At 59.0% G+C, this 22,998-nt stretch carries 25 protein-coding genes, 1 tRNA gene and 1 pseudogene; 9 read left to right on the top strand and 18 right to left on the bottom strand.

The features are described from left to right. Positions 1–63: 63 nt before the first annotated feature. The 3 genes and pseudogenes from yidD to rpmH all read right to left on the bottom strand — a co-directional run. Positions 64–327 (bottom strand): annotated as a pseudogene (gene yidD, locus B150_RS23560) (membrane protein insertion efficiency factor YidD); the annotation flags it as partial. Beyond that, entirely contained in the window at positions 327–731 is a 405-nt protein-coding gene (gene rnpA, locus B150_RS21040) for a ribonuclease P protein component (protein ID WP_020400405.1), read from the bottom strand. The gene rnpA and the pseudogene yidD, both read right to left, overlap by 1 nt. 130 nt (positions 732–861) lie before the next feature. Beyond that, complete coding sequence (gene rpmH / locus B150_RS23055) at positions 862–996, bottom strand: 50S ribosomal protein L34 (protein ID WP_081611445.1); 135 nt, start codon at positions 994–996, stop codon at positions 862–864. 377 nt (positions 997–1,373) lie between these two features. On the opposite strand from rpmH, the gene B150_RS0113170 reads away from it, so the two are divergent. Next, positions 1,374–2,690, top strand: a complete 1,317-nt coding sequence (locus tag B150_RS0113170) for a sensor histidine kinase (RefSeq protein WP_162139701.1) — start codon at positions 1,374–1,376, stop codon at positions 2,688–2,690. 5 nt (positions 2,691–2,695) lie between these two features. Continuing rightward, a complete protein-coding gene (locus B150_RS0113175; RefSeq protein WP_020400407.1) occupies positions 2,696–3,595 on the top strand; it encodes a P1 family peptidase in 900 nt (299 codons plus the stop codon). On the opposite strand, the gene B150_RS0113180 is transcribed toward B150_RS0113175, so the two are convergent. Further along, complete coding sequence (locus tag B150_RS0113180) at positions 3,596–4,084, bottom strand: hypothetical protein (RefSeq protein ID WP_162139702.1); 489 nt, start codon at positions 4,082–4,084, stop codon at positions 3,596–3,598. Positions 4,085–4,285: 201 nt separating this feature from the next. Here B150_RS0113180 and B150_RS0113185 point away from each other — a divergent pair. Continuing rightward, a tRNA-Arg gene (locus tag B150_RS0113185) sits at positions 4,286–4,362 on the top strand. A gap of 73 nt (positions 4,363–4,435) precedes the next feature. On the opposite strand, the gene B150_RS0113190 is transcribed toward B150_RS0113185, so the two are convergent. From B150_RS0113190 to B150_RS22500, 6 genes are all read right to left on the bottom strand, one after another. Beyond that, entirely contained in the window at positions 4,436–4,774 is a 339-nt protein-coding gene (locus B150_RS0113190) for a YciI family protein (protein WP_020400409.1), read from the bottom strand. Between the two features lie 95 nt (positions 4,775–4,869). Next, complete coding sequence (gene guaD / locus B150_RS0113195; protein WP_020400410.1) at positions 4,870–6,171, bottom strand: guanine deaminase; 1,302 nt, start codon at positions 6,169–6,171, stop codon at positions 4,870–4,872. A gap of 190 nt (positions 6,172–6,361) precedes the next feature. After that, positions 6,362–6,880 carry a PAS domain-containing protein gene (locus B150_RS0113200; protein WP_020400411.1) on the bottom strand — a complete coding sequence of 173 codons (519 nt, stop codon included), beginning with the start codon at positions 6,878–6,880 and terminating at the stop codon, positions 6,362–6,364. A gap of 83 nt (positions 6,881–6,963) precedes the next feature. Continuing rightward, positions 6,964–7,989, bottom strand: coding sequence for a hypothetical protein (locus B150_RS0113205; protein ID WP_020400412.1), 1,026 nt, complete (start codon positions 7,987–7,989; stop codon positions 6,964–6,966). Between the two features lie 100 nt (positions 7,990–8,089). Next, a complete protein-coding gene (locus B150_RS0113210) occupies positions 8,090–9,307 on the bottom strand; it encodes a glycosyltransferase family 4 protein (protein ID WP_020400413.1) in 1,218 nt (405 codons plus the stop codon). A gap of 227 nt (positions 9,308–9,534) precedes the next feature. Beyond that, positions 9,535–10,113: a PAS domain-containing protein gene (locus B150_RS22500; RefSeq protein ID WP_155860059.1), complete on the bottom strand. Its 579-nt coding sequence runs from the start codon at positions 10,111–10,113 to the stop codon at positions 9,535–9,537. 218 nt (positions 10,114–10,331) lie between these two features. Here B150_RS22500 and B150_RS23060 point away from each other — a divergent pair, with 218 nt between their 5' ends. Continuing rightward, positions 10,332–10,523 (top strand): (2Fe-2S)-binding protein, encoded by a 192-nt coding sequence (locus tag B150_RS23060; RefSeq protein WP_081611447.1) that lies wholly within the window; start codon positions 10,332–10,334, stop codon positions 10,521–10,523. Between the two features lie 94 nt (positions 10,524–10,617). Here B150_RS23060 and bfr read toward each other — a convergent pair whose 3' ends face one another. Beyond that, a complete protein-coding gene (gene bfr, locus B150_RS0113220) occupies positions 10,618–11,097 on the bottom strand; it encodes a bacterioferritin (RefSeq protein WP_020400415.1) in 480 nt (159 codons plus the stop codon). 316 nt (positions 11,098–11,413) lie between these two features. Between bfr and trhO the strand changes: the two genes are divergently transcribed. The 3 genes from trhO (at position 11,414) to B150_RS0113235 (ending at position 13,589) form a co-directional block, all read left to right on the top strand. Further along, positions 11,414–12,370: an oxygen-dependent tRNA uridine(34) hydroxylase TrhO gene (trhO, locus tag B150_RS0113225; protein ID WP_020400416.1), complete on the top strand. Its 957-nt coding sequence runs from the start codon at positions 11,414–11,416 to the stop codon at positions 12,368–12,370. Between the two features lie 2 nt (positions 12,371–12,372). Next, positions 12,373–13,011, top strand: a complete 639-nt coding sequence (locus B150_RS0113230) for a glutathione S-transferase (RefSeq protein WP_020400417.1) — start codon at positions 12,373–12,375, stop codon at positions 13,009–13,011. 149 nt (positions 13,012–13,160) lie between these two features. Next, positions 13,161–13,589, top strand: a complete 429-nt coding sequence (locus B150_RS0113235; protein ID WP_020400418.1) for an OsmC family protein — start codon at positions 13,161–13,163, stop codon at positions 13,587–13,589. A gap of 5 nt (positions 13,590–13,594) precedes the next feature. On the opposite strand, the gene B150_RS21050 is transcribed toward B150_RS0113235, so the two are convergent. Both B150_RS21050 and B150_RS0113245 read right to left on the bottom strand, forming a co-directional pair. Beyond that, a complete protein-coding gene (locus B150_RS21050) occupies positions 13,595–14,308 on the bottom strand; it encodes a metallophosphoesterase (RefSeq protein WP_155860060.1) in 714 nt (237 codons plus the stop codon). Positions 14,309–14,336: 28 nt separating this feature from the next. Beyond that, complete coding sequence (locus B150_RS0113245) at positions 14,337–16,127, bottom strand: aminopeptidase P family protein (RefSeq protein ID WP_020400420.1); 1,791 nt, start codon at positions 16,125–16,127, stop codon at positions 14,337–14,339. A 181-nt stretch (positions 16,128–16,308) separates the two neighbouring features. On the opposite strand from B150_RS0113245, the gene B150_RS0113250 reads away from it, so the two are divergent. Further along, on the top strand, positions 16,309–18,375 hold the full coding sequence (locus B150_RS0113250) for a S9 family peptidase (RefSeq protein WP_020400421.1): 2,067 nt from the start codon (positions 16,309–16,311) through the stop codon (positions 18,373–18,375). Between the two features lie 92 nt (positions 18,376–18,467). Continuing rightward, complete coding sequence (locus B150_RS0113255) at positions 18,468–18,986, top strand: cupin domain-containing protein (protein WP_020400422.1); 519 nt, start codon at positions 18,468–18,470, stop codon at positions 18,984–18,986. Here B150_RS0113255 and B150_RS0113260 read toward each other — a convergent pair. The 5 genes from B150_RS0113260 to B150_RS0113280 all read right to left on the bottom strand — a co-directional run bounded on the left by B150_RS0113260 (position 18,983) and on the right by B150_RS0113280 (position 22,984). Then, positions 18,983–19,789, bottom strand: a complete 807-nt coding sequence (locus tag B150_RS0113260; protein ID WP_020400423.1) for an alpha/beta fold hydrolase — start codon at positions 19,787–19,789, stop codon at positions 18,983–18,985. The genes B150_RS0113255 and B150_RS0113260 overlap by 4 nt on opposite strands. A 4-nt stretch (positions 19,790–19,793) precedes the next feature. Continuing rightward, positions 19,794–20,237 (bottom strand): protein tyrosine phosphatase family protein, encoded by a 444-nt coding sequence (locus B150_RS0113265; RefSeq protein WP_020400424.1) that lies wholly within the window; start codon positions 20,235–20,237, stop codon positions 19,794–19,796. 19 nt (positions 20,238–20,256) lie between these two features. Beyond that, positions 20,257–20,895, bottom strand: a complete 639-nt coding sequence (locus B150_RS0113270) for a DNA-3-methyladenine glycosylase family protein (RefSeq protein WP_020400425.1) — start codon at positions 20,893–20,895, stop codon at positions 20,257–20,259. Between the two features lie 34 nt (positions 20,896–20,929). Further along, positions 20,930–21,190 (bottom strand): hypothetical protein, encoded by a 261-nt coding sequence (locus tag B150_RS0113275; RefSeq protein ID WP_020400426.1) that lies wholly within the window; start codon positions 21,188–21,190, stop codon positions 20,930–20,932. Positions 21,191–21,358: 168 nt separating this feature from the next. Next, the gene (locus tag B150_RS0113280; protein WP_020400427.1) at positions 21,359–22,984 is read right to left on the bottom strand and encodes a serine hydrolase; all 1,626 of its coding nucleotides are present in this window, start codon (positions 22,982–22,984) and stop codon (positions 21,359–21,361) included. Positions 22,985–22,998: the final 14 nt, after the last annotated feature.

Raw genomic sequence — 22,998 nt, forward strand, 5'->3', positions numbered from 1 at the left:
CTTTTTCTTCTTTCCGCAGCAGTCAGGCCCATGGGCGCTGACTTCCGCAGAATCGCGTGCGCTTTGTGGCACAGGATCGTATCCAAATCCACCCCAAGGATGGCATTTGAGGATGCGGCGAATTGACAGGTAGCCGCCACGGAGCGCGCCGTGCGTGCGAATGGCTTCAACCGCATAGGCGCTGCAGGTTGGCTGGAACCGGCAGTTCGGCCCCAGAAGCGGCGAGATAAATAGTTGATAAAACTTGATAATGCCGAGGAACAGCCACCCGAGGGGGGAGGTTTTCTTGGGCGTGCGCACAGGCTTGTCTGTCTTGCGCTCAGCCATCAATTCCCTCTCGTCCTGTGTTTGCGCGGCGCGTCCCCGCGCGGCCGGTTGCCTGACGATAAATCGGCCCCTGATGCCAGTTTTGCAAGGGCCCAGCGCATATCAGCCTGCATTTTCTCGAAATCGTAGGAAATGGCGGCCTGCCGCCCGATAAAGACATAGGCCCAGCCACGGCTGCCATGTCCGTCCAGCGTCAGCCGCGCGGCTTCCTTGAGGCGGCGGCGCGCGCGGTTGCGTTCAACTGCTTTGCCAACTTTCTTCGATACGGTGAAACCGGCGCGTGGTGGGCTGTCTGATTCGCCAACACTGGCTTGCAGGATGAAGGAAGGGGTTACCCATTTGCGCCCTGTGGCGGCAATGGACAGATATTCAGGTCGTTTCTTGACGCGCTCAAGCTTCGTCATGATGTGCCTGTATCTCCCGGTCAGGCGTGCGTTCGTGCAGGGGCCCAAAAACAACGAAAGCCGACCGGATATCTCTCGGTCGGCATTTCATCGTGTGTGGTTGGGTGCGCAGAACGCCCCCAAGAGACCTTTACGCCGAAAGGCGTTTGCGGCCACGGGCGCGACGTGCGTTAAGCACTTTGCGGCCACCAACAGTCGCCATACGTGCACGGAAACCGTGACGACGTTTGCGAACGAGCACACTCGGTTGATAGGTCCGTTTCACTTGTCTTACTCCAGCTTATCGCCTAGCCCAATAGTCATCTGTCTGGCCCGGCGTCCAAATTTCGAGCGCGCTGTATAACCGCAGGTCGGACCCAAGTCAACAGCGCATGGGGGCCCCTCTTAACATAATTTCGTCCCCTTTTCGCGAAATTTTGGTTGTAGACGCCGAATTTGTTGCCAAATTGAGGAATGGGGAGGGCGTCAGCCCATATAGTTTGATCATTCGCGTGCCGATTCGCGGGGTGCGCCTTAGTTTACTTGCAATTCCCTACGGGATGGGATTCAAGACTTTTTATGCCCGAGCATTACAGACCGTTTACATCCAGTCTCAGGTCGCGCCTGCTGATTCTCACCTTTATCTTCGTGATGGGGGTGTCGGTGGTCGTCTATTTGCCGTCGATCGCGACATTCCGGCAGGACTATATAGAGACACGGCTTGAGAACGCCCAGATCGCGGTGCTGGCGCTTGAAGAAGCGCCCGGCAACATGGTGAGCCCCGCGCTTGAGCAGCGGCTTCTCAGCCAATCGGGCGTTATCGCCATCATCGTGCGGCGTGAGGACAAGAGCCTTGTGCTCGGCTTCGACGTGATGCCGGACGAAGTGAACGCCACCTTTGATCTGCGCAACCCGTCCCTCGGTATGCTGATCATGGATGCTTTCGATACGCTGGAGAATGGCGGCAACCGGGTGATCCGCGTCATCGGCGATCCCATGCTGCCCGGCACGCGCCTGCTTGAGGTGACGATGGACGAGGCGGGGCTATACCGCGCGCTCGCCAACTATTCCAATAATGTGCTGGTGCTGGCGATTCTCACATCGCTTTTTACCGGCATTCTCGTTTACCTCGCACTGCACTGGTTGCTGGTGCGCCCCATGCGCCGGGTCAAGGACCGAATCGTTGCCTTCCGCCGCAAGCCGGAGGCAGTGCCGAAACGCTCCCGCGAATCGCGCAGGCCTGACGAGATCGGCCTTATTGAACGGGAACTTGTGCGCATGCAGGATGAGTTCCGCCAGAACCTGAAGCAGAAATCCCATCTTGCCGCCCTCGGCGAGGCGGTGGCCAAGATCAACCATGACCTGAGGAACATCCTCGCGACCGCGCAACTGGCGTCAGATGCGCTGCAACGGGTGGATCACCCCGGTGTGCAGAAGGTGTCGCGCCGTCTCGTGAGCGCGGTCAGCCGGGCGGTGGCGCTGTGTGAAAGCACCATGCGCCACGGCAAGGCCGATGACCCGCTGCCGGAGAAACGCTGGGTCTCCCTCGCGGACGTTGTGCGTGATGTGGCGATGTCGCTTGGCCTGATGGACGATGAGAATTTCACCTTCGAGTTTGGTGTGGCGGAAGACCTGCGCATATATGCAGACCCGGAACAGCTTCACCGCGTGCTGCTGAATCTGTGCCGTAACGCGCATGAAGTGCAGGGGCCAAGTGGCCGCATTGAAGTGAACGCGATGGCGGACGATGACGGCACGGTGCATGTGCGCGTGCGCGACGGCGGCCCCGGCATTCCTGAGCATGTGCGCCCAAGCCTGTTCAAGGCTTTCTCAAGCGCGCGGGCAGGCGGTACCGGCCTTGGCCTTGCCACCGCGCGGGATATTGTGCTGGCCCATGGTGGTCAGATCGGGCTTGAAGATACCGGGCCTGAAGGCACCACCTTCGCCTTCTGCATCCCCGGCGAAGAAGCCGAGGACTAAGGCGCATGCGCATCACCGCCAAGCCCGGCCCCAGCGATTCGCTCACCGATGTGGGGGCTATCAAGGTCGGGCAGGTGCATGACGCGGAGGGAAACACCGGCGTTACGGTCATTGTGCCAGATGCACCCGCTGCCATGGGCGTCGATGTGCGCGGCGGTGGCCCTGGCACGCGCGAGACCGACGCCCTCAACCCAACCTGCCTTGTTGAAAAAGCCCACGCCATCGTGCTGTCGGGCGGGTCTGTTTTTGGCCTTGCGGCGGCGGACGGCGTTGCGGCTGCGCTGTCGGCGCGTGGTATCGGTTTGCCGGTAGGGCCAATGCCGGTGCCTGTGGTGCCGGGCGCGATTCTCTTTGACCTCAAGAACGGTGGCAATAAGGACTGGGGCATGGAACCGCCTTACCGCGCGCTTGGCATCAAGGCGGTTGAGGCGCTCTCCCGCGAGATGGTCCAAGGCCGTGTGGGCGCAGGCTATGGCGCGCGGGCGGGTGGCGTGCAGGGTGGTGTGGGTAGCGCAAGCTATCAGCTTGAGGATGGCAGCATCGTCGCGGCGCTTGTGGTGGTCAATTCCTTCGGTAGTGCGGACGGCGCGGCCGGTTTCACGCCCGGCACGCTTGATATGCCCAAGGTGGGCTTTGTTGGCACCAACACGACCCTTGCAGTGATTGCGACCAATGTGGCGCTCGGTAAAGCTGCGTGTGAGCGTTTGGCGACCATGGCGCATGATGGCCTCGCACGTGCCATCAAGCCGCTGCACACACCTTTTGATGGCGACACCGTATTTGCATTGTCGACAGGCGAGAGGGAGCCCACGGATGAGCTCCCACGCTGTTTGACAGTGCTGGGTGGTTTTGCGGCAGACGCGCTTGAGCGCGCAGTTGCGAAGGCGATCAGCGCGGCGCAGTAATTACTTTGGTTCGCTGTCCGTCAGACGTTGGCGTTCACCCACCACGAATCGTTCGATGATTTCTGATTCCGATGCCACATCGTCATGGATGTTCGGCAGGTCCATCTCCAGCAGCGGATCAAGGCGCGAGGCTGTGCGGCTGAGGCGCGTGAGCGCAAGCTGGGCACTGAACCAGGCATCCTGAAGCTCATCCCCCGTGACGGCGGCAAGTTTGGCAACCGCCTGACGGTACGCGAGCGTTTCTTCACGCAGTGCTTTTTTGATATCCTCGAACAGCGTTTCAGCTTCCGAGGGCGTGTTCGGCAGCGGGTCACCGGCAGGCAGCGCGGCCACATCACCCGATAGGGCAGGGCGCACCGGCACAGGTGGTTTTTGCGCTGGTGTCACGGCACTTTTATCGACCGTTTCGCGCTCTTTTGCATCCGGGATAGGGTCCGAAAGATTCGGCCATTCCTTGTCACCGCTTGAGCAGGCTGCAAGCAAGGTCATTGCGCTAAAAATAGAAACATATTTTAGGTCAATTTTCACAGTAAAAGCCTTATTTTCCGGGCGTTTGCGGAAGCCAAGCTACGCCGGATTTGTGGCAGAAACAAGAAAAACAGATTTCTCTCTTGCAATATAAATTTAATCTGATTAGGTTGCGCCCCACACCGAAACCGGCAGCGGTTGAGGTGGCCGACTTGATGGCATGCGCCGGTAGCTCAGCTGGATAGAGCACCAGACTACGAATCTGGGGGTCGGGGGTTCGAATCCTCCCCGGCGCGCCACTCAAAAAACAAGGGCTTAGCTGAAAAGCGAAGCCCTTTTTTGTTGCCTGAATTTCTTCGCAGAACAATCAGCCTAGTGGAACGGTCGCACCTCAACTGGTGCCCGGCATGCTTTTGCGGCTTTGCGGCCCCATTCGGTGGCTTCTTCCATGTTCGGCAGCTCCAGCACCCAGAAACCGCCGATATGCTCTTTGGTCTCGAGATAAGGGCCATCGGTGATGATAAACTCGTCATCGGCCCCAAGGATGACCGAGCGTGCTTCGCGGATTGATTTGAGGCCGCCGACAAAAACACGGATGCCTGCCGCGACCATGGCGTCGTTCACGGCGTCAATATCGCGCGCCATGGCGTCGTCTTCCTCGACCGAGGGGTCGTAGTTGGTGCGGTGATGAATGGCGACAAGATACTGCATGGTTCTCTCCCTTTCCTTGCCTGTTCCGCCCAGAGGACGAACGGGCCGGGTCAGCCCCGACAGGCTAGCCGCATTTTATGCGAAAAGAGAGAAATTTAGTCGCGCGTGTGCACACATTCGCCCGCCACATACGTGTGGCTGACCGTGCGGTCATCGCCGAGCATCGAGAGCACAAACAGAAGCTCGTCAATCTCTGACGTATTCTTCAACCGGCGTTCGAGAAGCGGTGTCGCGGCGCGGTCGAGCACAATGAAATCCGCCTCCTTGCCGGGGGTGAAGTCCCCCACTTTGTCGGCCATGTTGAGCGCCTTGGCCCCGCCAAGGGTGGCGAGGTAGAAGGATTTGAACGGGTCCAGTCGGTGACCGCGCAGGTGACAGACCTTATAGGCCTCGTTCATGGTCTCCAGAAGCGAGAAGCTGGTGCCGGCGCCCACGTCGGTGCCAAGGCCGACCTTCACGCCATATTTCTCAGCCTCGCGCAGGTTGAAAAGCCCGCTGCCGAGGAAAAGGTTCGATGTCGGGCAATAGCTGATCGCGGCATCGGCCTCGGCCATGCGCTGAAACTCTTCACCGTCCAGGTGAATACAGTGCGCGAACACGCTGCGGTTTGTCAGCAGGCCAAAGCGGTCATAGACATCCAGATAGTTTTTGGCCTCCGGGTACAGCTCTCGCACCCAATCAATCTCCGCCGTGTTTTCAGAGAGGTGCGTGTGCATCAGCACATCGTCATGCTCCGCCAGCAGTTTGCCTGCGAGTGTGAGTTGCTCATCCGAGCAAGCGGGCGCGAAGCGCGGGGTGATGGCGTAGCCAAGGCGGCCCTTGCCGTGATAGGCGGCGATCAGGTCGCGGTTATCGCGGTCGCTGCCCTCTGCCGTGTCGCGCACAGCGTCGGGCACGTTACGGTCCATCAACGACTTGCCGGCCACGATACGCATGTTGCGGGCGTATGCGGCGTCAAAAATTGCTTCCACCGATTGCCGGTGCACGGTGCAGTAGACAAGTGCGCTTGTGGTGCCCGAGCTCAGCAGCTCGCGGATAAAAAAGTCGGCGGCATCAGCTGCGTGAGCTTCACTGGCGAACTTGGCTTCTTCGGGGAAGGTGTAGCGCTCCAGCCAGTCGAGCAGCTGTTCGCCATATGACGCGATCATATCAAGCTGCGGAAAATGGATATGGGTATCAATGAAACCGGGCGTGATGAGCTTGCCGCGATGGTCGGTGATTTCCGTGCCGTCCTTCAGGGTAGGGGCGAGTGCGTCATAGCTGCCGACCGCTTTTACAAACCCGTCCTCAACCACCAAGAGGCCGTCCGGTATATAGCCGCAGGCGTCTTTGGCCCCCACTAGTGCCGGGTCGTCCGTCATATGGAAAAGGTCAGCTCTGAAAGCGACTTGTGACACTGGTGTTCCCTCATCCTTGGCTCAGGCCCGCAGTCTAGCCTCCCGTTTGTGACAGGTGAAGCCGGGGCGGTTTGTTGGCGGAAATGTCAGGGCTGCTCGCGGTACGGTAATCCTGACCATTTGGTCAGCTTATTGTGCCTGAACGAGCCTGCCAAGCCTTAATGTGGTGAAATGTATCGCCGGATACTGCTTAGCGAAAGAGCGAACGCACATCCACGCCGACAAGGATCTTGTCGGTCCGGCCCTCAGCGTCATAGAGCGGCATATAGAGCGCATAAGCTTCCATATACTGCCGGTCGGGCGAGAAGGCTGGTGTGACGGTAAGATAAGGTTCGCCGCTCGCAATCACCTTGGCGCAAATGTGATAGATGCGCTCGGCCGCGTTCTGGTTTTTGAGGTCATGGATATCATGGCCGGTGATCTCACCATAGAAGGTGGTGACATGGGTGCCAATGAGCCTGACCTTGAGCGCGAAGCTCTCGGCCCCGCCGTCAATGTCCATAATCACCGCATGGTCGATAAAGCGGGAGATTTCCATCGGTCGGATATCGGCGCGGGACGGTTTGTGCCCGCCTTCACATTTCGATAGCCAGTAGGTATAGAAAAAGTCCGTCACCTTGTTCTGGCCGCGGATCGCATTGCCACGCAGCTCGGTAAAGTCGCCAAGTTCCGTCTGGGTTATGAGGTCGATTTGTTTTTTTCTAAACACCGGCTGGCACCCTGAACATCTGGAATGCCCAATTTTAGTGCCGAGGTCTCAAGGATTGGTAAACAAGCGGGCAGGCGTTCACCCTAGCTAGACTTTGCAGGAACGGGTTCCTCATCCATCGCCAGATCGCCCGTATTTTCGTCCTCATCCTGCTGCGGGTATTTGTGCCCGCGCCCCACAGGTGCATAGAGCCTGACTGAGGTGGCCAGGAAAGCGGCCAGGTTCATGGCTTGCGACAGGGCACCAGCCGCCAGGAACATGCTGGCAAGCGTTGCCTGCGGTGCGTCCACATAGCCCATGAGCGTGAGGCCAAGGCCCGCAACCAGTAGGTCGGTGTTCGGCAGGAACGGCACGCGGGTGAGCACAAGCTGCGCGGTGAGGAACAGGAACCACATGTTAAAGGGCACTTCGGGTAGCACCACGCTCCACTGCAGTGTCTGCAGGAGGAGCAGGAGGATCATGCGCGCGAAGTGAATGGCGAACACCTTCTTCGCGACTTCGGGTTTCAGCGAAATGATATGCTTGCGGAAGCGCAGCACCACCGGCACGAGGATCACGCCCACCATCACCGCAAGGATGAGGTAGCTTTTATAGTCCGGGTCCGCGTCGGTGATGACGCTCAGCTGCCCGGTCATGAAGAAGATCGCGAGCATCACAACGGTGAAGCTGTTGGACGCAAGGCCCGAGAGGATGTTGCTGTCCTTGATGGTGGAGAAAATCACCCGATCGCGGATATCAAGGCGGCGGCGTGCCCAGAAGGCCATATAGGCCTCGCCCGAATAGCTGAGCACTGCATAGTTATAGACGCGCTTGCGTACAAACACGCCGAACTGGCCTTTGAAATCCACGTTCCACATCAGGCGGTACACCATCAGTTCCGCTATCGGGAACGCGAAAAACATGACGATGAAAATGATATAGAACCAAGGCGTGGTGGGCAGGGCGTCCCATACCTCCCGCCAGCCGACGACGGTAAGTTTGCTGACGAGGTAATAGACCACCGCCCCCATGAAGAGAAACTGCAAAGACTTGAGCGCAATCATCAGCGGCTTGTTGTCTTTCGCCCGTTCGAACGTTTCGGTCGACAGCAAATTCTTGATGGATTGCACGTGGTTACCTTCTCTCGCGCAGGAGCGTTTATTGTCTAAAAATTGCACGCCTTATGGCGGAACTGGTTCCCGCCGTCAAATTGCGGGGCTTTGCCTCAGGTCATTCGGCGGCTGAAAAATCCTGCCGCTGGGCACCTTTCCAGGCTCTGTCCGGGTATTTGGCGACCGCCTCACCGTAGTTTTCCAGCAAGCGGTTGAGTACCGCATCCCATGTGCGGTCCGCACTCATGGCAAGGCAGGTTGCAGACATTGTCTCACGCAGTGCCGTGTCTGTAATTAGCGTCTGAAGCCGGTCCGCGAAGGCCGTGATGTTGCCGGGCTCCACCAGATACCCGTTTTCGCCAGAGGAGACGAGCGAGCGGCTGCCGGTCGCGTCCGCGCACACGGCGGGCACGGCGCAGGCCATGGCTTCAAGGGTCACGTTGCCGAAAGTCTCGGTAATGCTGGCATTAAAGAAGATATCGCTGCTCGCGTAGGCGCGGGCGAGCGCATCACCCTGCAAGTAGCCGGTGAAAACAGCCTCAGGCAGGCGTTCGCCAAAGCGTTCCCTCTCCGGCCCGTCACCCACGATCAGCGCCTTATAGGGCACCCCGCGGCGCTTGAGCTCATCAAGCGTATCGGCGAACACACCAAGGCCTTTTTCAAGCACGAGGCGACCAACGAAAGAGATTACCACATCGCCATCCGCAATGCCGTTTTCGCGCCGCCATTTGGTGTCGCGCCGGCCCGGGTTGAATTGTTCGGTGTCCACACCCCGGCTCCAGATGCGGAGGTCAGGCGCCATATCCTGTTCCGCGAGGATTTCTTTCATACACTCGCTCGGCACATAAACCTGCTCACAGCGGTGGTAGAATTTGCGCATCAGCGCCGTAACATATTTTTCCAGCCAGCCGAGGTGATAGTAGCGACCGTAGGTGTCAAAGCGGGTATGGAAGGATGCAACCGCAGGCACTTTGTGTTTTTTCGCCCACGACAGTGCGCGCCAGCCAAGTATGTCGGGTGCCGCAAGGTGCACCAGATCAGGCTGGAATGCCTCAAGCTGGCGTTTCACGCGCCGCGGCAGGCCAAGGCCAAGGCGGTATTCACTGCGGCTGCCCGGCAGTGCAATAGATGGGATCGAAACCAGCGTGCCCTTGTGCCGGAATGCAGCCTTTTTTGCAGTCGGCGCAAAAACCAGCACTTCGATGCCTTGTTCCTCAAGGAAGCCCACCAGTGTGTTGAGGGCCCGGACGGGGCCATCCATCACATAGTTGTAGTTCCCGGAAAATAGGGCAATTCGTTTTGGACGCAGGTTATGGGTGTCGAAGGGCATATCCATTTCCAAGTGCCAAAGGGCGTCTAACATTACCGCTTCAGCAGTCTAACACATTTTACAGCGCGAGACGGGTGAATAAGCAAAACCATCACTCCCTCCTCGCAACAAAATTTGAAACTTTAATGAACCATACAAAAGAAGCTTTGGGCTGACTGTTCAGTCAAACATGGGGGCATGGCAAAAATGGGGCAAGGGGGTAGCGGGAAAGTTGAGCGAAAGTTTAGGGCTGACTAGGTTTCAGGCCAGCCGAAACCGACATCAATGAAGCCGAAACTATCGATCTGGCGGTGTTCAATCACCGCGCCAGATTTTATCTTGTCTGCCTCAAAACCGTGATTGCGCACCGCATATTGCCCGATGGTGAACCGGGCCTCGCCGTCTTTGGCGGCCAGTGGCAGCACAAGTGCCGCGAGCATGTATTTTTTTCCGCCGTCCGCGCGCAGGGACTCGCTGATGAAAAAGCCGCAGGGTTGCTTCAGCAGGTTGGTGTAGACATTCGCAATCTCTTTGCGCTGCGAGGGCGGGGTGAGGTTAAGCAGGTTCATGCCGGTCAGTGGCCGACCGATGGTTTCTTCCATCGCCGTGCCGGCAAGGCGGATCATCACTTCGTCCTCGCCCAGGCGTTCGCTGATCACGATATGAGGTAGGATGGCACCAAGGCCACTGATGCGGATCTCGGATTTGGCGGGAATCGGTGCATTGCCTTGGGTTTTCAGCCGCAACCAGTAGGACCACAAGCGGTCCAGCGGCGGCACGATGGCCGCGGGAGGTACTTCCCCCATGATGACATTGCTGCGGTTGACGTTCATAAAACCCTGTTCTGCGAGCTGCCCTTCCCGGCAGGCTTTCACGAAGAATAGCAATATCTTAGCAAAAGATCACGGTTCTTTACGCCCATGTGGCGATTTGTGTGCCGAGGACAGATAGCGCTGAGGCCTGCGCTCACTCTCACTTTCGCTTGACCGGGGGTGATAGCTGCGGTATTAATACTGCGAATTGTTCGCAATCGCAGAGAGTTCTGACGTCGATGTATGTTTGCTTGTGTAATGGCTATACTGACCGTGACATCCGCACCGCCGTGCGTGAAGGTGGCGTAAGTAGCGCTGAAGAAGCCTATATGTCCCTCGGTAACGGATTTTGCTGCGGCGCTTGCCGCGACTGCGCAACCAGCGTCGTCGAAGAGGAACTACCCTCGCGCCGGTTATTGGCTGCGGAATAGGATTTACGGCATCAACACCCGCGCGGTGTATGATTGGGGAAAAGAAAAGCCACCGCTTGCGGTGGCTTTTTCTCTTTCAGGTTGAAGGTGCTCCTCAGTCCTCGGCAGGCGGGGTCTGAAGCTGCACATAATTCTGGTAGCCCATTTTCTCAATGAGGCCGAGTTGGGTTTCCAGCCAGTCGATATGCTCTTCCTCGGATTCGAGGATATGCTTAAGGAGATCGCGGCTCACATAGTCGCGTACTTCCTCGGCGTGCTGGATGGCGTCCTTGAGGTCCTTGTGGCCCGCGTGTTCCATCTTGAGGTCGCACTCAAGAATTTCCTTCACGTCCTCGCCGATCATCAGCTTGCCAAGGTCCTGCAGGTTGGGCAGGCCTTCAAGGAACAGGATGCGCTCGATCAACTGGTCGGCGTGTTTCATCTCGTCGATGGATTCTTCATATTCCTTGTCCGCCAGCTTTTTCATGCCCCAGTCCTTGAGCATGCGCGAGTGCAGGAAATACTGGTTGATCGCCGTGAGTTCGTTTTTCAGAATCACGTTGAGGTGCTGGATTACCTTTTTGTCGCCTTTCATGACGAGCCTCCTTCAGTATGTCGTGCAGATCGCAAGTAGCGCTTGGCCCATACTATAGGCCCGCGGGGTCATATTTCCAAGCCTTTTCCCTAGTTGCTAACTCTTCTTAGTATCATGAAAACAAAGGACTTTTTCCTCCATTTCTGCCATTCAGTCTGACAATCATTCGCAAGTTATTAACCATGTTCCGGAACGCTGGTGGGCCAGGTGAAGCGCCACTCGTGGGGGCGGGTTTTACAAAGCCGGTCATGCGGTATATAAGGCGCACGATTTTTGGACCCGGCTTTGCGAGCCGGACAACTGAAACGGAAATGACATGTCGAATTATCTCGTTGCGGCCCTCTACAAATTTGTGAGGTTGCCGGACTATGAAGCGCTGCAAGCGCCCATCGCTGAAATCTGTAACGAAAACAACGTCAAAGGCACGCTCCTCCTGGCGGCTGAAGGCATCAACGGCACCATCGCCGGGCCGGAAGCGGGCCTACGTAAAGTGCTGGCCTATCTTGGCAACATCCCGGCCTTCAAAGGCCTTGTGCACAAGGAAAGCTGGGCCGAGAAGGAACCTTTCCTGCGTATGAAAGTGCGCCTCAAGAAAGAGATTGTGACCATGGGCGTTGAGGGCATCGACCCCAACAAGGTGGTCGGCACTTATGTGAAGCCCGAGGACTGGAATGCGCTGATTTCGGACCCGGACACCATCCTTGTCGACACCCGGAACGACTATGAAGTCGCCATCGGGACCTTCAAGGGCGCGGTCGACCCCAAGACCAAATCCTTCCGTGAGTTCCCGGCCTGGGCTGAAGAGAACAAGGATCTCCTCAAGAAACCCAAGATCGCCATGTTCTGTACGGGCGGCATTCGCTGCGAAAAATCAACAGCTTACATGAAAGAACAAGGCTACGAGGAAGTCTATCACCTCGAGGGTGGCATCCTGAAATACCTTGAGGAAATCCCCGAGGATAAGAGCCTGTGGGAGGGTGACTGCTTCGTGTTTGACGAGCGGGTTTCCGTGCGCCACGGGTTAGAGGAAGGCGACTATCACATGTGCCGCGCCTGCCGCCGTCCGGTCTCCGAAGAAGAAATGGCCATGCCTGAATTTGTTGAAGGTGTGAGCTGTCCTTACTGCCACGAAGAGACCACGGAAGAGCAGAAAGAACGCTTCGCCGAACGCCAGAGGCAGATCATGCTGTCGAAAAAGCGCGGCGAAAAACACATCGGCATCACCCGGCCTCGGCTCGAAAAAGCCGATGCCGAGCAAGCGGTTAAGGAGTAGCTGTGGTTGCCGCGCGCCCCATCCTCTATAGCTTTCGCCGCTGCCCGTACGCCATGCGGGCGCGGCTTGCGATCAAGGTGTCGGGTGTGGCGGTGGACCTGCGCGAGGTGGTGCTTCGGGACAAGCCAGAAGCGATGCTGGAAGCCTCGCCCAAAGGTACGGTGCCGGTATTGGTGCTTGAAAATCAGGTCATTGACGAAAGCCTCGATGTCATGCTTTGGGCGCTGGGGCAGGGTGACCCGGAAGGGTGGCTCGCGCCTGACAAGGGTGACATGCTGGGCCTGATTGCCGCGTGTGACGGACCTTTCAAACACCATCTTGACCGCTTCAAATATGCCACCCGCTATGAGGACGCCGACCCCCTTGAGCACCGCGCCGGGGCGGAGGTGCTCCTCAGGGCACTGGAAGGCCGTCTCGCGCAGAATCGCTGGCTTTTTGGGCAGGAAGCAAGCCTTGCTGACTATGCCATCCTGCCCTTCATTCGCCAGTTTGCGGCGGCTGCGAAGGGCTGGTGGGAGGCCGCGCCATACCCCCATGTGCGGGGCTGGCTTGATGGCTTTACCGGTAGCGATTTCTTCCGTTCCATCATGAAAAAATATCCGCAATGGCAGGCGGGTGAGCCGGGTATTCCCTTCCCCTAGGTGTGTGCGGAACCTGTGCGGAAAGTGCGCGGGATCTGTGCGAAATGTGTGCGGGAAATGGGCAGGTTTTGTGCGGAAAGTGTGCGGGCATTGCGCGGGCGCATCCAAGCCGCTAAAAGCAGATAAATCATAGCATCAGGAGCGTTCAAATGGCAGCAAAAACCGCACGGGTAAAATGGGCAGGCGACATGACTTTCATCGGCGAGAGCCCGTCAGGCCACGCGGTGGTGATGGACGCGGGTGTCGAAAGCGGTGGCCTTAATCACGGCATCCGCCCGATGGAGATGCTGCTTCTGGGCGCTGGTGGCTGTTCGTCCATCGACGTGATGATGATCCTGCAGAAAGCGCGTCAGAAAGTGACCGACTGCTGGGTGGAGCTTGAGGCCGAGCGCGCCGAGGACCACCCCAAGTATTTCACCAAGATCCACATGCATTTTGTCATCACCGGCGTTGGTGTTGACGCCAAGCACGTGGAACGCGCGATTTCGCTCTCGAAAGAAAAATACTGTTCGGCATCGGTGCAGCTTGGCGCGCTTGCCAAAATCACCACGGACTTTGAAATCCGCGAAGCCGAATAGGCATCTCAGTAAAGCTGCGCGATATTGCTGCCGAGGGCGGGGTGCCGGAGCGCTTGGCTGACCGGCATCAAGGTCAGTTGCCCGCCCAGTACCGCGCCAGTGTCAATAAACAGCGCGGTGCCCAGTCGGGTCGCAGATTTAAGTGGCGTGTGGCCATGCACGGTGAGGGCGGCGGACCTGTCCGCCTTTTCCTTGTGTTTGAGAAGCACGGTGCGGCCCCATAACATCTGGTGCTGCATCCAGGGCACTTCCGTGAGGTCCGCCACGTCAGCCCAGTCGTCTCCCGGCCATTCGGCGTGGCAGATGCCGATGCTGCCGCCTGTACGTAGTTCAAGCGTGATGGCGACAGGCAGCGCGGCCGCGATCTCAAGGCAGGTGGCCTGCTCACCCTCGCTCAGTTCATAAAACCACTCACCGCCGTTTTGCAGCCACATCGCCCGGGTGCGTGGGTTCTCCGCTTCCAGCATCATGATCTCATGGTTGCCGAGGGTGGAGAAAAACCAGCTTTCGCGCGCCAGCAACAGCGCGTCGTGTGAACGGGGCCCGCGGTCGATCAGGTCACCGACACAGATGATGCGGTCACGCGCCTTATCAAAATGCGCGAGGGCCATGGCGTTTTCGAGCATGTCGACACAGCCGTGCAGGTCACCCAGCAAAAAGTCCCGCCCCTCAAAGTTGGGAGGCAGGACCATGTGCTGTCTATAGTCGGTGTTGTTCAAGCCAAACTCCTCAGAGGGGAGACAGCCCTTACATCACCATGATCGGGGCTGTTTGTACCTGCAGCCATTCACGTGTGGCATCATCCACATGCGGGCTGACAAGCTCAAATACCTTGGCATGATAGTCGTTCAGCCACTTGAGTTCCACATCATCCAGCAGCGAGGGCTCAATCAGGTTGCGGTCGATCGGTGCCCAGGTGAGGTTTTCAAACTCGAAAATCTCGCGTTCGGTCGGCTCATCCACCTTTTTCACGAGGATCAGGTTTTCAATGCGGATGCCGTATTCGCCTTCCTTGTAGTAGCCCGGCTCGTTCGAGAGGATCATGCCCGGCTCGAGCCAGATATCGCTTGAATATTTGGCGATACGCTGTGGCCCTTCATGCACGGCGAGGAAGGAGCCCACACCGTGGCCGGTGCCGTGGTCATAGTCACAGCCAATGGCCCACAACGGACGGCGCGCCATGGCATCAAGCGCCATGCCCGGGGTGCCCTCAGGGAAACGCACGGTCGAGAGCGCGATATGGCCTTTGAGTACGCGGGTGAAACGGTCTTTCATCTCCGCCGTTGGCGTACCCACAATCACCGTGCGGGTGATGTCGGTCGTGCCGTCCAGATACTGCCCGCCGCTGTCGACCAGATAAATCTCATCCATTTTGAGCGGGCGGTTGGTTTTCTTGCTCACACGGTAGTGCGGGAGGGCCGCGTTTGGCCCCGCGCCTGAGATGGTGTCGAAGCTTTTGTCCTTCAGGCCGCCATGGCTTTCGCGGCATTCCCACAGCTTGGCAACCGCAGTCAGTTCATCCACCGTACCTTTCGGGGCCTCATTGGAAAGCCAGTGCAGGAACTCGGACACCGCCGCGCCGTCGCGGATGTGGCAGTCGCGCGCGCCCTGCTGCTCAGTCGAATTCTTGATCGCCTTTGGCAGGATGCAGGGGTCCGCGCCTTCAACCAGCTTGGCGCCAGCGTCACGCAGCGTTTTGAAAACCTTGGCGTTGTTGGTTGCGGGGTCCACCAGCACGGCTTTGCCCTCCGCACCGAACTTGGCGAGCGTTTCATAGAAAGCTTCACGCGGTTCCACCTGCACGCTGTTGCCAAGGTGTTGTTTGAGTTCAGACGTTACCTTTGCTTCATTGATGAAAAGCGTGGCACTTTCGTCTGCATTCAAAATGGCGAAGGCGTGAGTGACCGGCGTGTTCATCACATCCTTGCCGCGGATATTGAAGGCCCAAGCCACGCTATCGAGCATGGTCACCACAGCGGCATCTGCGCCTTCTTCCCGAAGCGTCTCGGCCACTTTTGCGCGTTTGTCGCGCGCGTCAACACCGGCGTATTTGCTGTCATGCGGTACGGCAGGTGCAAGGGGTGCCTCCGGCTGGTCGGCCCACACAGCGTCAACGGGGTTGCTGTCCACCGCCACGAGCTCAACGCCCTTGCGTGCGCAGGCCTTCAGCGCGTCCTTTTCCCAGCCCACGGTCGCAAGCTCAGGGTCGTAGCCAAGGCGTGCGCCTTTCGGCAGGTTATCGGTCGTCCACTTCAGCAACGGGTATTTATTGAATAAGTGATGTTCAAAAAGCGCGGGGTCCAGCTCGGCCGCGGCTTGAATGGTGTAGCGGCCATCGATGAACACGGCGGCTTTGTCCTGAAGTACCACACCGTTACCGGCAGAGCCGGTGAAGCCGGTCATGAAGGCGAGGCGGCCAGCGTATGCGCCGACATATTCGCTCATATGCTCGTCCGTGAGCGGTACCACAAAGCCGTCCAGATTACGGGATTTCAGCTCGGCACGCAGGGCGGTCAGGCGGTCCTTATAGTCACTCACGGTCTTGTCTCCTTCGGTCTTCACTCACACATACTCAACTATCTTGGCGTCTACATGGCAGGCGGCACCGTCTTTGACAAGGGGCAGCTTTGATGCACTGCGGCAAGAAATCTTCGCCCTTTACAGCCCCAACCCATAGCCCTAGAGCTTGATAACAAAATAAGAGGACGGACCCCATTTTATGCTGAAAACACCCGCAAGCCCAAAAGCCCCTATCGCCGCANGCAAAGACTATACGGCAAGCCACCACGGCTTTGAGCTGAAGGACCCTTATTTCTGGCTCAAGGACCCCGGCTACCCGGAGGTCACGGACGAAGAAATCCTCGGCTACCTCAAGGAGGAAAACAGCTATTTCGAGGCGGTGATGAAACCGCAGGAAAAGCTCTTGGACGCCGTGTTTGAGGAGATCAAGGGCCGCCAGAAGGAAGACGATGAAAGCGTGCCATGGAAGAACGGTGCGTTTGAATATCGCTGGGCTTTTGCGAAGGGCGCGGAATACCGCACTTGGTACCGCCGTGCCGTGGGCGCAGATACATGGGACGTGCTTCTCGATGAAGTCGCGGAAGCGGAAGGCGCGGAGTTTTACCGCCTTGGTGGCCTGAGCGTCAGCCCTTGTGGGCGTTACCTCGCCTATAGCGCGGACAAAAACGGGTCCGAGCGGTTTACAGCACAGGTGAAGAACCTTGAGACCGGCGAGCTTCTGAAGGACGAGATCATTGAGACCTCGGGTGAGATTATCTGGGCGGCGGACAGCAGCGGCTTCTTTTACACTCAGGTCTCGAAAGAGTGGCGACCCTACAAGGTGTGGTTCCACCCGGTTGGGCAGACGACTGACCGCGCGGTGTTCGAGGAAAAGGACACCAGCTTTTTTGTGCATATCAGCCGCACCAGCGACCGGAAATATATGGTCATCAGAAGCGCCGACCATGTGACGGCAGAGAACCATATCCTCGCGCTTGATGACATCGCTGGCACGCCCGTCGTCGTCGCCCCGCGCCGTGACAAACACGATTATACCGTCGAGCACGGTGATGAAGGTTTCTACTTCCGCTCCAACCGCGAACATAAAAACTTCTGCGTTTATCGCGCGGAAGATGGCGCGTTTGGTGAAGACCGGTGGCAATTGGTGCTCGCAGGCGATGACCGGCATTACCTCACCGGCATGCAGGCGTTCAAAGGCTTGCTCGCCATTGAGGAACGCAAGGACGGGCTGGACCAGATTCGCTTGATTGGCACCGATGGTAGCGACGCGTACATTGAGTTCCCGGAACCGGTTTATGAAGTCGGCCTCGGCACCAATGCGGAATACGCGCAGGACCACCTGCGGCTTGGCTACTCAAGCCTCGTCACCCCGCCGACGGTGTTCGACTATGACCTGAAAGCGAAGTCGCTGATCCGCCGTAAGGAGCAGGAAATCCCCTCGGGCTACGACCGCACTGAATACGCATCCGAGCGTTTGATGGTCAAGGCGCGGGACGGTGTGATGGTGCCCGTCAGCGTTGTGTACAAAAAGGACTGGAAGCAGGGCAGCGGTGCGCCCCTCCACCTTTATGGCTACGGCGCCTATGGCCTGGGCATGAGCCCATCCTTCTCCGCCTCCCGCCTGTCGCTCCTTGATCGGGGTTTCGCTTATGCCATCGCGCATATCCGTGGTGGCGATGAGCTTGGTTACGGCTGGTACGAGGACGGCAAGCTTGAAAAGCGCACCAACACCTTCAATGACTTTGTCGATGTGGCTCGCCACCTGACGGACGCGGGTTATGCCGCGAAAGGCGGCATCTCCATCTCGGGCGGCAGTGCGGGGGGTGAACTGATGGGCGCAGTGGTCAACCAGGCGCCGGAACTGTTCGCGGCTGCTGTACTGCATGTGCCCTTTGTGGATGTCTTGAACACCATGCTGGATGCCGACCTGCCGCTCACGCCTATTGAGTGGCCCGAATGGGGCAATCCGATTGCGGACAAGGCGGCCTATGAGACCATTGCCAGCTATTGCCCGTATTCGAACATCGAGGCGAAGGCGTATCCGCCCATGCTGGTCACGGGCGGCCTCAATGACCCGCGGGTGACCTATTGGGAACCGGCGAAATGGACCGCGAAGCTCAGGGCCACCAAGGCCGATGACAACCTGTTACTCATGAAAATCAACATGGGCGCAGGCCATGGCGGCAAGTCCGGCCGGTTCGAACGCTTCCGCGAAGTGGCGGAAGAATATGTGTTCATCCTGATGGCCTTCGGGCTCGCGGGATAACGGCACCAGCCAAGGGTGGTGATGGGGTTCACCTGCTCAAACGCAGTACTGAATATTGTTCCGTATACGAAACAAATGAGGAAAAGCGACAGATGAAACCCATCATCAACAAGGATAGTGCCGAAAGCACAAAGGTGCAGCACGGCGAGCATTTTGAAGCCACCATGACCCATCTGGCCTCCGCCGTGGGGGCCAGCACCATTGGTGCCAATATCACCACGGTGCCGCCGGGCAAGGCGGCCTTCCCGCTTCATCACCACTATGCCAATGAGGAGCATTTTTACGTGCTCTCGGGTACGGGCAAGGTGCGCATAGGCGAAGATGTGTTCGACATCCGCCCCGGCGATTATGTTTTTAACGCGCCCGGCGGGCCCGAGCATGCCCACCAGATGATCAACACGGGAAGCGAGGATCTCGTTTACCTCGCCATCTCCACCAAACAGGTGCCTGAGGTGGTGGGCTATCCCGATAGCCATAAGACCGGCGTGCGCATCAAACCCACGTTTGAGGACGATGCGAGGTTCCTGATTGAAGATGCGAACAAGAACACCGTCACCTACTGGGACGGGGAAGACGGTGCCGAGGTCGTGAAAGTGCTGAAGGGTCGCTAAAGGCCACCAAGGAACGCTGTCAGCGCTTCACCAAAATAGGTGGGGCGCTGCAGCGGCGCAAAATGGGTGACGCCCTCAAGCCAGACTTGCCGGGAGTGCGGGATGGTGGCCGCCAGATAGTCGGCATGCTCAGGCCGGATGAACTCATCATCCCGCGCCTGCGCAACGGTGACAGGCACGGTGATGGCACGCAGGTCATCCGCGGTGAAATTGGGCTCGGTTTTCATCATCAGGCTGACGGCAGCAAGGAGATCCTCAAAGCCGTCCGGTGTGGGCGATAGCGCCTTATAGTCAGCCACATGGCGGCTGAAACAATTCTCAAGCGCTTTGCCGGAAGGCTCGGTATCCAAGGTGCCGGACGGGTCCATATTGCAGGCAAAGAAGAACACACCGCGCACACGCTCGGGCCACAGGCTCGCGAATGTCAGCGCGGTGCAGGCACCGTCCGACCAGCCGATGAAAGCGGCGGTATCAAGCTCAAGCGCATCCATTACTGCGCGCACATCATGCGCCATCAGGTGATAGCTATAAGGCTGCTCGTCGCGGCTGCTGCGGCCATGGCCGCGGCTATCGATTGTGATGACCTCATAACCCGCACGCGTGAGCAAAGGCACCTGATGCGCCCAGTTGCCGCTGTGCCCCAGCCCGCCGTGCAACAGGGTGACGGCAGGCCCCGCGCCAAAACGCGCATACCATATATCCGCCCCGTCCGTGCTCACCTGGCCGCTTGTGTTCGCCGCGGGCAGGGTCGCCCCGCGCTTGGCAAACAGGCTCAGGTCGTCATCGGTGAAGGGGCTAGGCATGGGGCTATTGTGGCGGGTTGGCGCGCAGGCCCGCAAGCGTGGGGGCCATGTGGGTGAGGTCATAGCCTGCGCCCGCGCCGGTGGCGATGATCTCTTCCACCGGCATGTCGCCGCCCATGGCTTCCGCGAGTGACCATACGGTGCAGGAGCGCGTGCCGGAACGGCAGTAAGCCAGTACCCGGCCATCCGCATCCGCGAGGCAGTGCCCCATGGCTTTCACGTCATCAAGGCTCAGCGAGCCGCCGATGATCGGGATGTGCGCCCACTTGATGCCTTTCTCGGCCGCATAGGCCATCAGCTCATCATTTGTGGGCTGGCCCGCTTCCTCACCGTCCGGTCGGTTGTTGATGATCATGGTCACGCCCATGGTCGCCGCCATGTCGATATCGCTTTTGCCGATTTGCGGGGAGACGGAGATATCGTCGGTCAGGATGCGGAAGTCGGTCATAAAAATCCTTCTGCCCGTGCTAGATCGCCGGGGCGTTTGAATAATAGTGCCACGCCAGAAGCGCCATGACGCTGCGGTGCGGACGCCAGCGTTCGCCGATGTCGGCGCACTGTTTCTCGGTCGGCCTGTCTTCAAGCCCCATGATGCGCCCCACACCCACACGTACCGCAAGATCACCCACAGGCCAGATGTCGGGACGACCGAGCGAGAACATAAGATACATGTGTGCGGACCAGACCCCAAGGCCTTTGACCGCCGTGATGGCACGGATGGCTTCTTCGTCGCTCATGCTTGGCAGCGCCTCGATCACCAGTGTGCCGTCATTGACCACATCACAGAGCGAACGCGCGTAGGAGATTTTCTGCCGGCTGAGGCCCGCGGCGCGCAGGTCCTCGTCCGCCACACGGGCGTATTCCTTGGGCCCGGCGCCGGGCCCCACAAGCGCTTCCACCCGGTCACGGATGGTGGCGGCGGCCTTCACGGAAAGCTGCTGGCCCACAATCACGCGCATGAAGGTGTGGAAGCTCTGTTCGCCTGCGGGCCGCGTGTCGGGAATGCCGACAAGGTCAAGCGCACGCGCCACATGGTCGTCCCGGTTCGCAAGCTCACGCAGGCGGCTTTCAATGCCTTCCGCATGCAGGTGGAAATTATCGGTCATGCTGCCCCTCGCTGATGCGGCCGGGGCATATGCCTCACGGCCAGAAATGTTCCAGCCGGGCGTCCATCACCCGGTCATTTTTCTTGAGTGCATCGTGGATAGCACGGGCGTCATCTTCGGCCAAGCGTTCGACGATCACTTTGACGGCAAGCGTTCCGTCCCGGTGGCGGCAGGTGCGAACGGTCGAACGGTCAAGCGGGGTCTGGTCAAAATGGGTGAGGACGGCCTCAAGCGTATCCGGGTTGTGGCCGATCAGAATATCAAAGCGATTTGCAATCTCGGTGAGCGCGGTCATGGTGCGCTGCTCCTATAAACGTATTGGTAATGTCGTGAACAAACGTGTCCCGGCCCCTCAGGGAAGCCGGGGTGATCATTCGACACCACATTCGTTTATAGATGCTGCAATCTGTCATGAGCGCGACCCTAATGCGGCACCATTGTGAACGCAAGGGGGATAATGGGCTTAAAGCGCGGTAAAATTACCAGCAAGCCCTAGAGCGACCGTGATGAGGAAAAGCGCCAGCGCCGCGAAGGTCAGGAGCGCGAGATGCGGCCCTGCGAGCAGGAAGGCTATGCCGCGCTCCGGCATCACACCGCGCCGGGTGAAAGAGATGGCGAGCAGCGGGACCGAGAGGATGAGCATCAGCCCGATATTGAGCGCCACGCGCCAGAGCGTGACGAGCACGGGCAGGTCCCATGTGTACATCACAAACGGCCAGACGAACCATTCAAGCGCCATGGCACCGGTGATAAGTGCGGTGCCCGAAAGTGTGAACCACGCCAGCCGCCGCCATGGCCGCCCGACCGGGCTTTTGATATGAAACACAGCGCTTGCAAGCGCAATCAGCACCCATGGCAGCAGGCTGCCGATCAGCGCCATATGCCCCAGGGGGCCGGTGAAGTGATAGAGTACGCCATTCAGGTAGGCATAACCGCCCATGCGGTAGGGACTGAGGGTCAGGATATCGCCGGTCTTGTTGGCGTAGCGGTAGGGTGTGACCTCATGGAAGGTGCGGTCGAAAGCTTGCGGCGCGTCGCCCACCACTTCGGGCAGGCGTGCGAGCGTGAGCACAAGCGCGCCGTCCGAGTTTTCCTCAAGCATCATCCAGTCGTCACGCATGGCGACCACGCGCTCCCTGAGCCACGCGGACGGCCGGCCCGAGCGCGTGTAACGCCCGCCAAGGTCGCTCACCCGGGCGAGGCGGTTTGCCTCCGTGCGGGCAGGGTCAAAATTGTGCGGCGGGAAATTCTCCCGTGCGACGCTGAGCACGGTGCGCTCAAACGCGGCGGCTTTACCGTCCGGCAGGTTTGGCGCCATGAAGATCACACCTTCGCGCGGGAAGGCGATGATGCCGGGCGCGACCGTCAGCCAGCCAAGGCCGTGGGCGAGGCGAATGCGCCCGACCGCGGTGGCGCTTGGCCCCATGGGATGCAGCCGCCACAGGGTTTCCGCCGCCACAAAGCGGAAGGTATCCGCGCTCAGGAACGCGCCGCCATCTGCCGCTTCGTTGGTGAGCAGCACCCGCCCAAGGGCAGGCAGGGTTGGGCCCTGGAGTCGGGAGGTGACCTCGCGGGTGAGAAGGTCGGCGAGCGGCACGCCAGTTGATTTTTCGAGGAGCGCGGCCAGCACGGCATCGCCTATCAGGCTATCAGCTGCGACCTGCCCCGGTGTGCGCAGGCCAATGGCGTAGGAGCGCAGCGGAATGGCAGGGTTGATGCTGTGGCCGGGAGGTGACGCAAAACCCGATGTGCCGGTCAGCAGGTGACGAAGGGTGAGCGCCACTTTGAACGGGTTGTCGTCCACCACGTCCGGCAGGATGCGCGCCACCGGTTCGTCGAATTGCAGCACACCCGCATCCACAAGGCGCAGCGCCGCCAGCCGCAGCATCAGCGCCCGCGCGCTGGCGTCATCAATTTCGCTATCCGGGCCTTCAAAGCCGTGCACCACCCTGCCGTTCACGAAAAAGGCCTCGGCGTGCACGTCCTTGAGACGCGGCAGCACATCGGTCGCACGCAGCACAACCGCCTGCGCCCCAATGCTGGTGCTGACAAGAAAGGCGGCAAGGATGGCAAGCGCGGCGCGTATCAACGGGGTAAAGCCTT

It is taken from the genome of Kordiimonas gwangyangensis DSM 19435 = JCM 12864, from assembly GCF_000375545.1.
Lineage (GTDB): Bacteria > Pseudomonadota > Alphaproteobacteria > Sphingomonadales > Kordiimonadaceae > Kordiimonas > Kordiimonas gwangyangensis.

Excerpts from the sequence above, each read along its gene's own strand:
- B150_RS0113265 (WP_020400424.1), bottom strand. The coding sequence starts at position 20,237 with ATGACCGACTTCCGCATCCTGACCGACGATATCTCCGTCTCCCCGCAA.
- B150_RS22500 (WP_155860059.1), bottom strand. The coding sequence starts at position 10,113 with ATGAACGTCAACCGCAGCAATGTCATCATGGGGGAAGTACCTCCCGCG.
- rnpA (WP_020400405.1), bottom strand. The coding sequence starts at position 731 with ATGACGAAGCTTGAGCGCGTCAAGAAACGACCTGAATATCTGTCCATT.
- trhO (WP_020400416.1), top strand. The coding sequence starts at position 11,414 with ATGTCGAATTATCTCGTTGCGGCCCTCTACAAATTTGTGAGGTTGCCG.
- B150_RS0113235 (WP_020400418.1), top strand. The coding sequence starts at position 13,161 with ATGGCAGCAAAAACCGCACGGGTAAAATGGGCAGGCGACATGACTTTC.
- B150_RS23060 (WP_081611447.1), top strand. The coding sequence starts at position 10,332 with ATGTATGTTTGCTTGTGTAATGGCTATACTGACCGTGACATCCGCACC.
- B150_RS0113190 (WP_020400409.1), bottom strand. The coding sequence starts at position 4,774 with ATGCAGTATCTTGTCGCCATTCATCACCGCACCAACTACGACCCCTCG.
- B150_RS0113210 (WP_020400413.1), bottom strand. The coding sequence starts at position 9,307 with ATGGATATGCCCTTCGACACCCATAACCTGCGTCCAAAACGAATTGCC.
- B150_RS0113180 (WP_162139702.1), bottom strand. The coding sequence starts at position 4,084 with ATGACCTTGCTTGCAGCCTGCTCAAGCGGTGACAAGGAATGGCCGAAT.
- bfr (WP_020400415.1), bottom strand. The coding sequence starts at position 11,097 with ATGAAAGGCGACAAAAAGGTAATCCAGCACCTCAACGTGATTCTGAAA.
- B150_RS0113260 (WP_020400423.1), bottom strand. The coding sequence starts at position 19,789 with ATGCCTAGCCCCTTCACCGATGACGACCTGAGCCTGTTTGCCAAGCGC.
- B150_RS0113270 (WP_020400425.1), bottom strand. The coding sequence starts at position 20,895 with ATGACCGATAATTTCCACCTGCATGCGGAAGGCATTGAAAGCCGCCTG.
- B150_RS0113275 (WP_020400426.1), bottom strand. The coding sequence starts at position 21,190 with ATGACCGCGCTCACCGAGATTGCAAATCGCTTTGATATTCTGATCGGC.
- B150_RS0113175 (WP_020400407.1), top strand. The coding sequence starts at position 2,696 with ATGCGCATCACCGCCAAGCCCGGCCCCAGCGATTCGCTCACCGATGTG.
- B150_RS0113255 (WP_020400422.1), top strand. The coding sequence starts at position 18,468 with ATGAAACCCATCATCAACAAGGATAGTGCCGAAAGCACAAAGGTGCAG.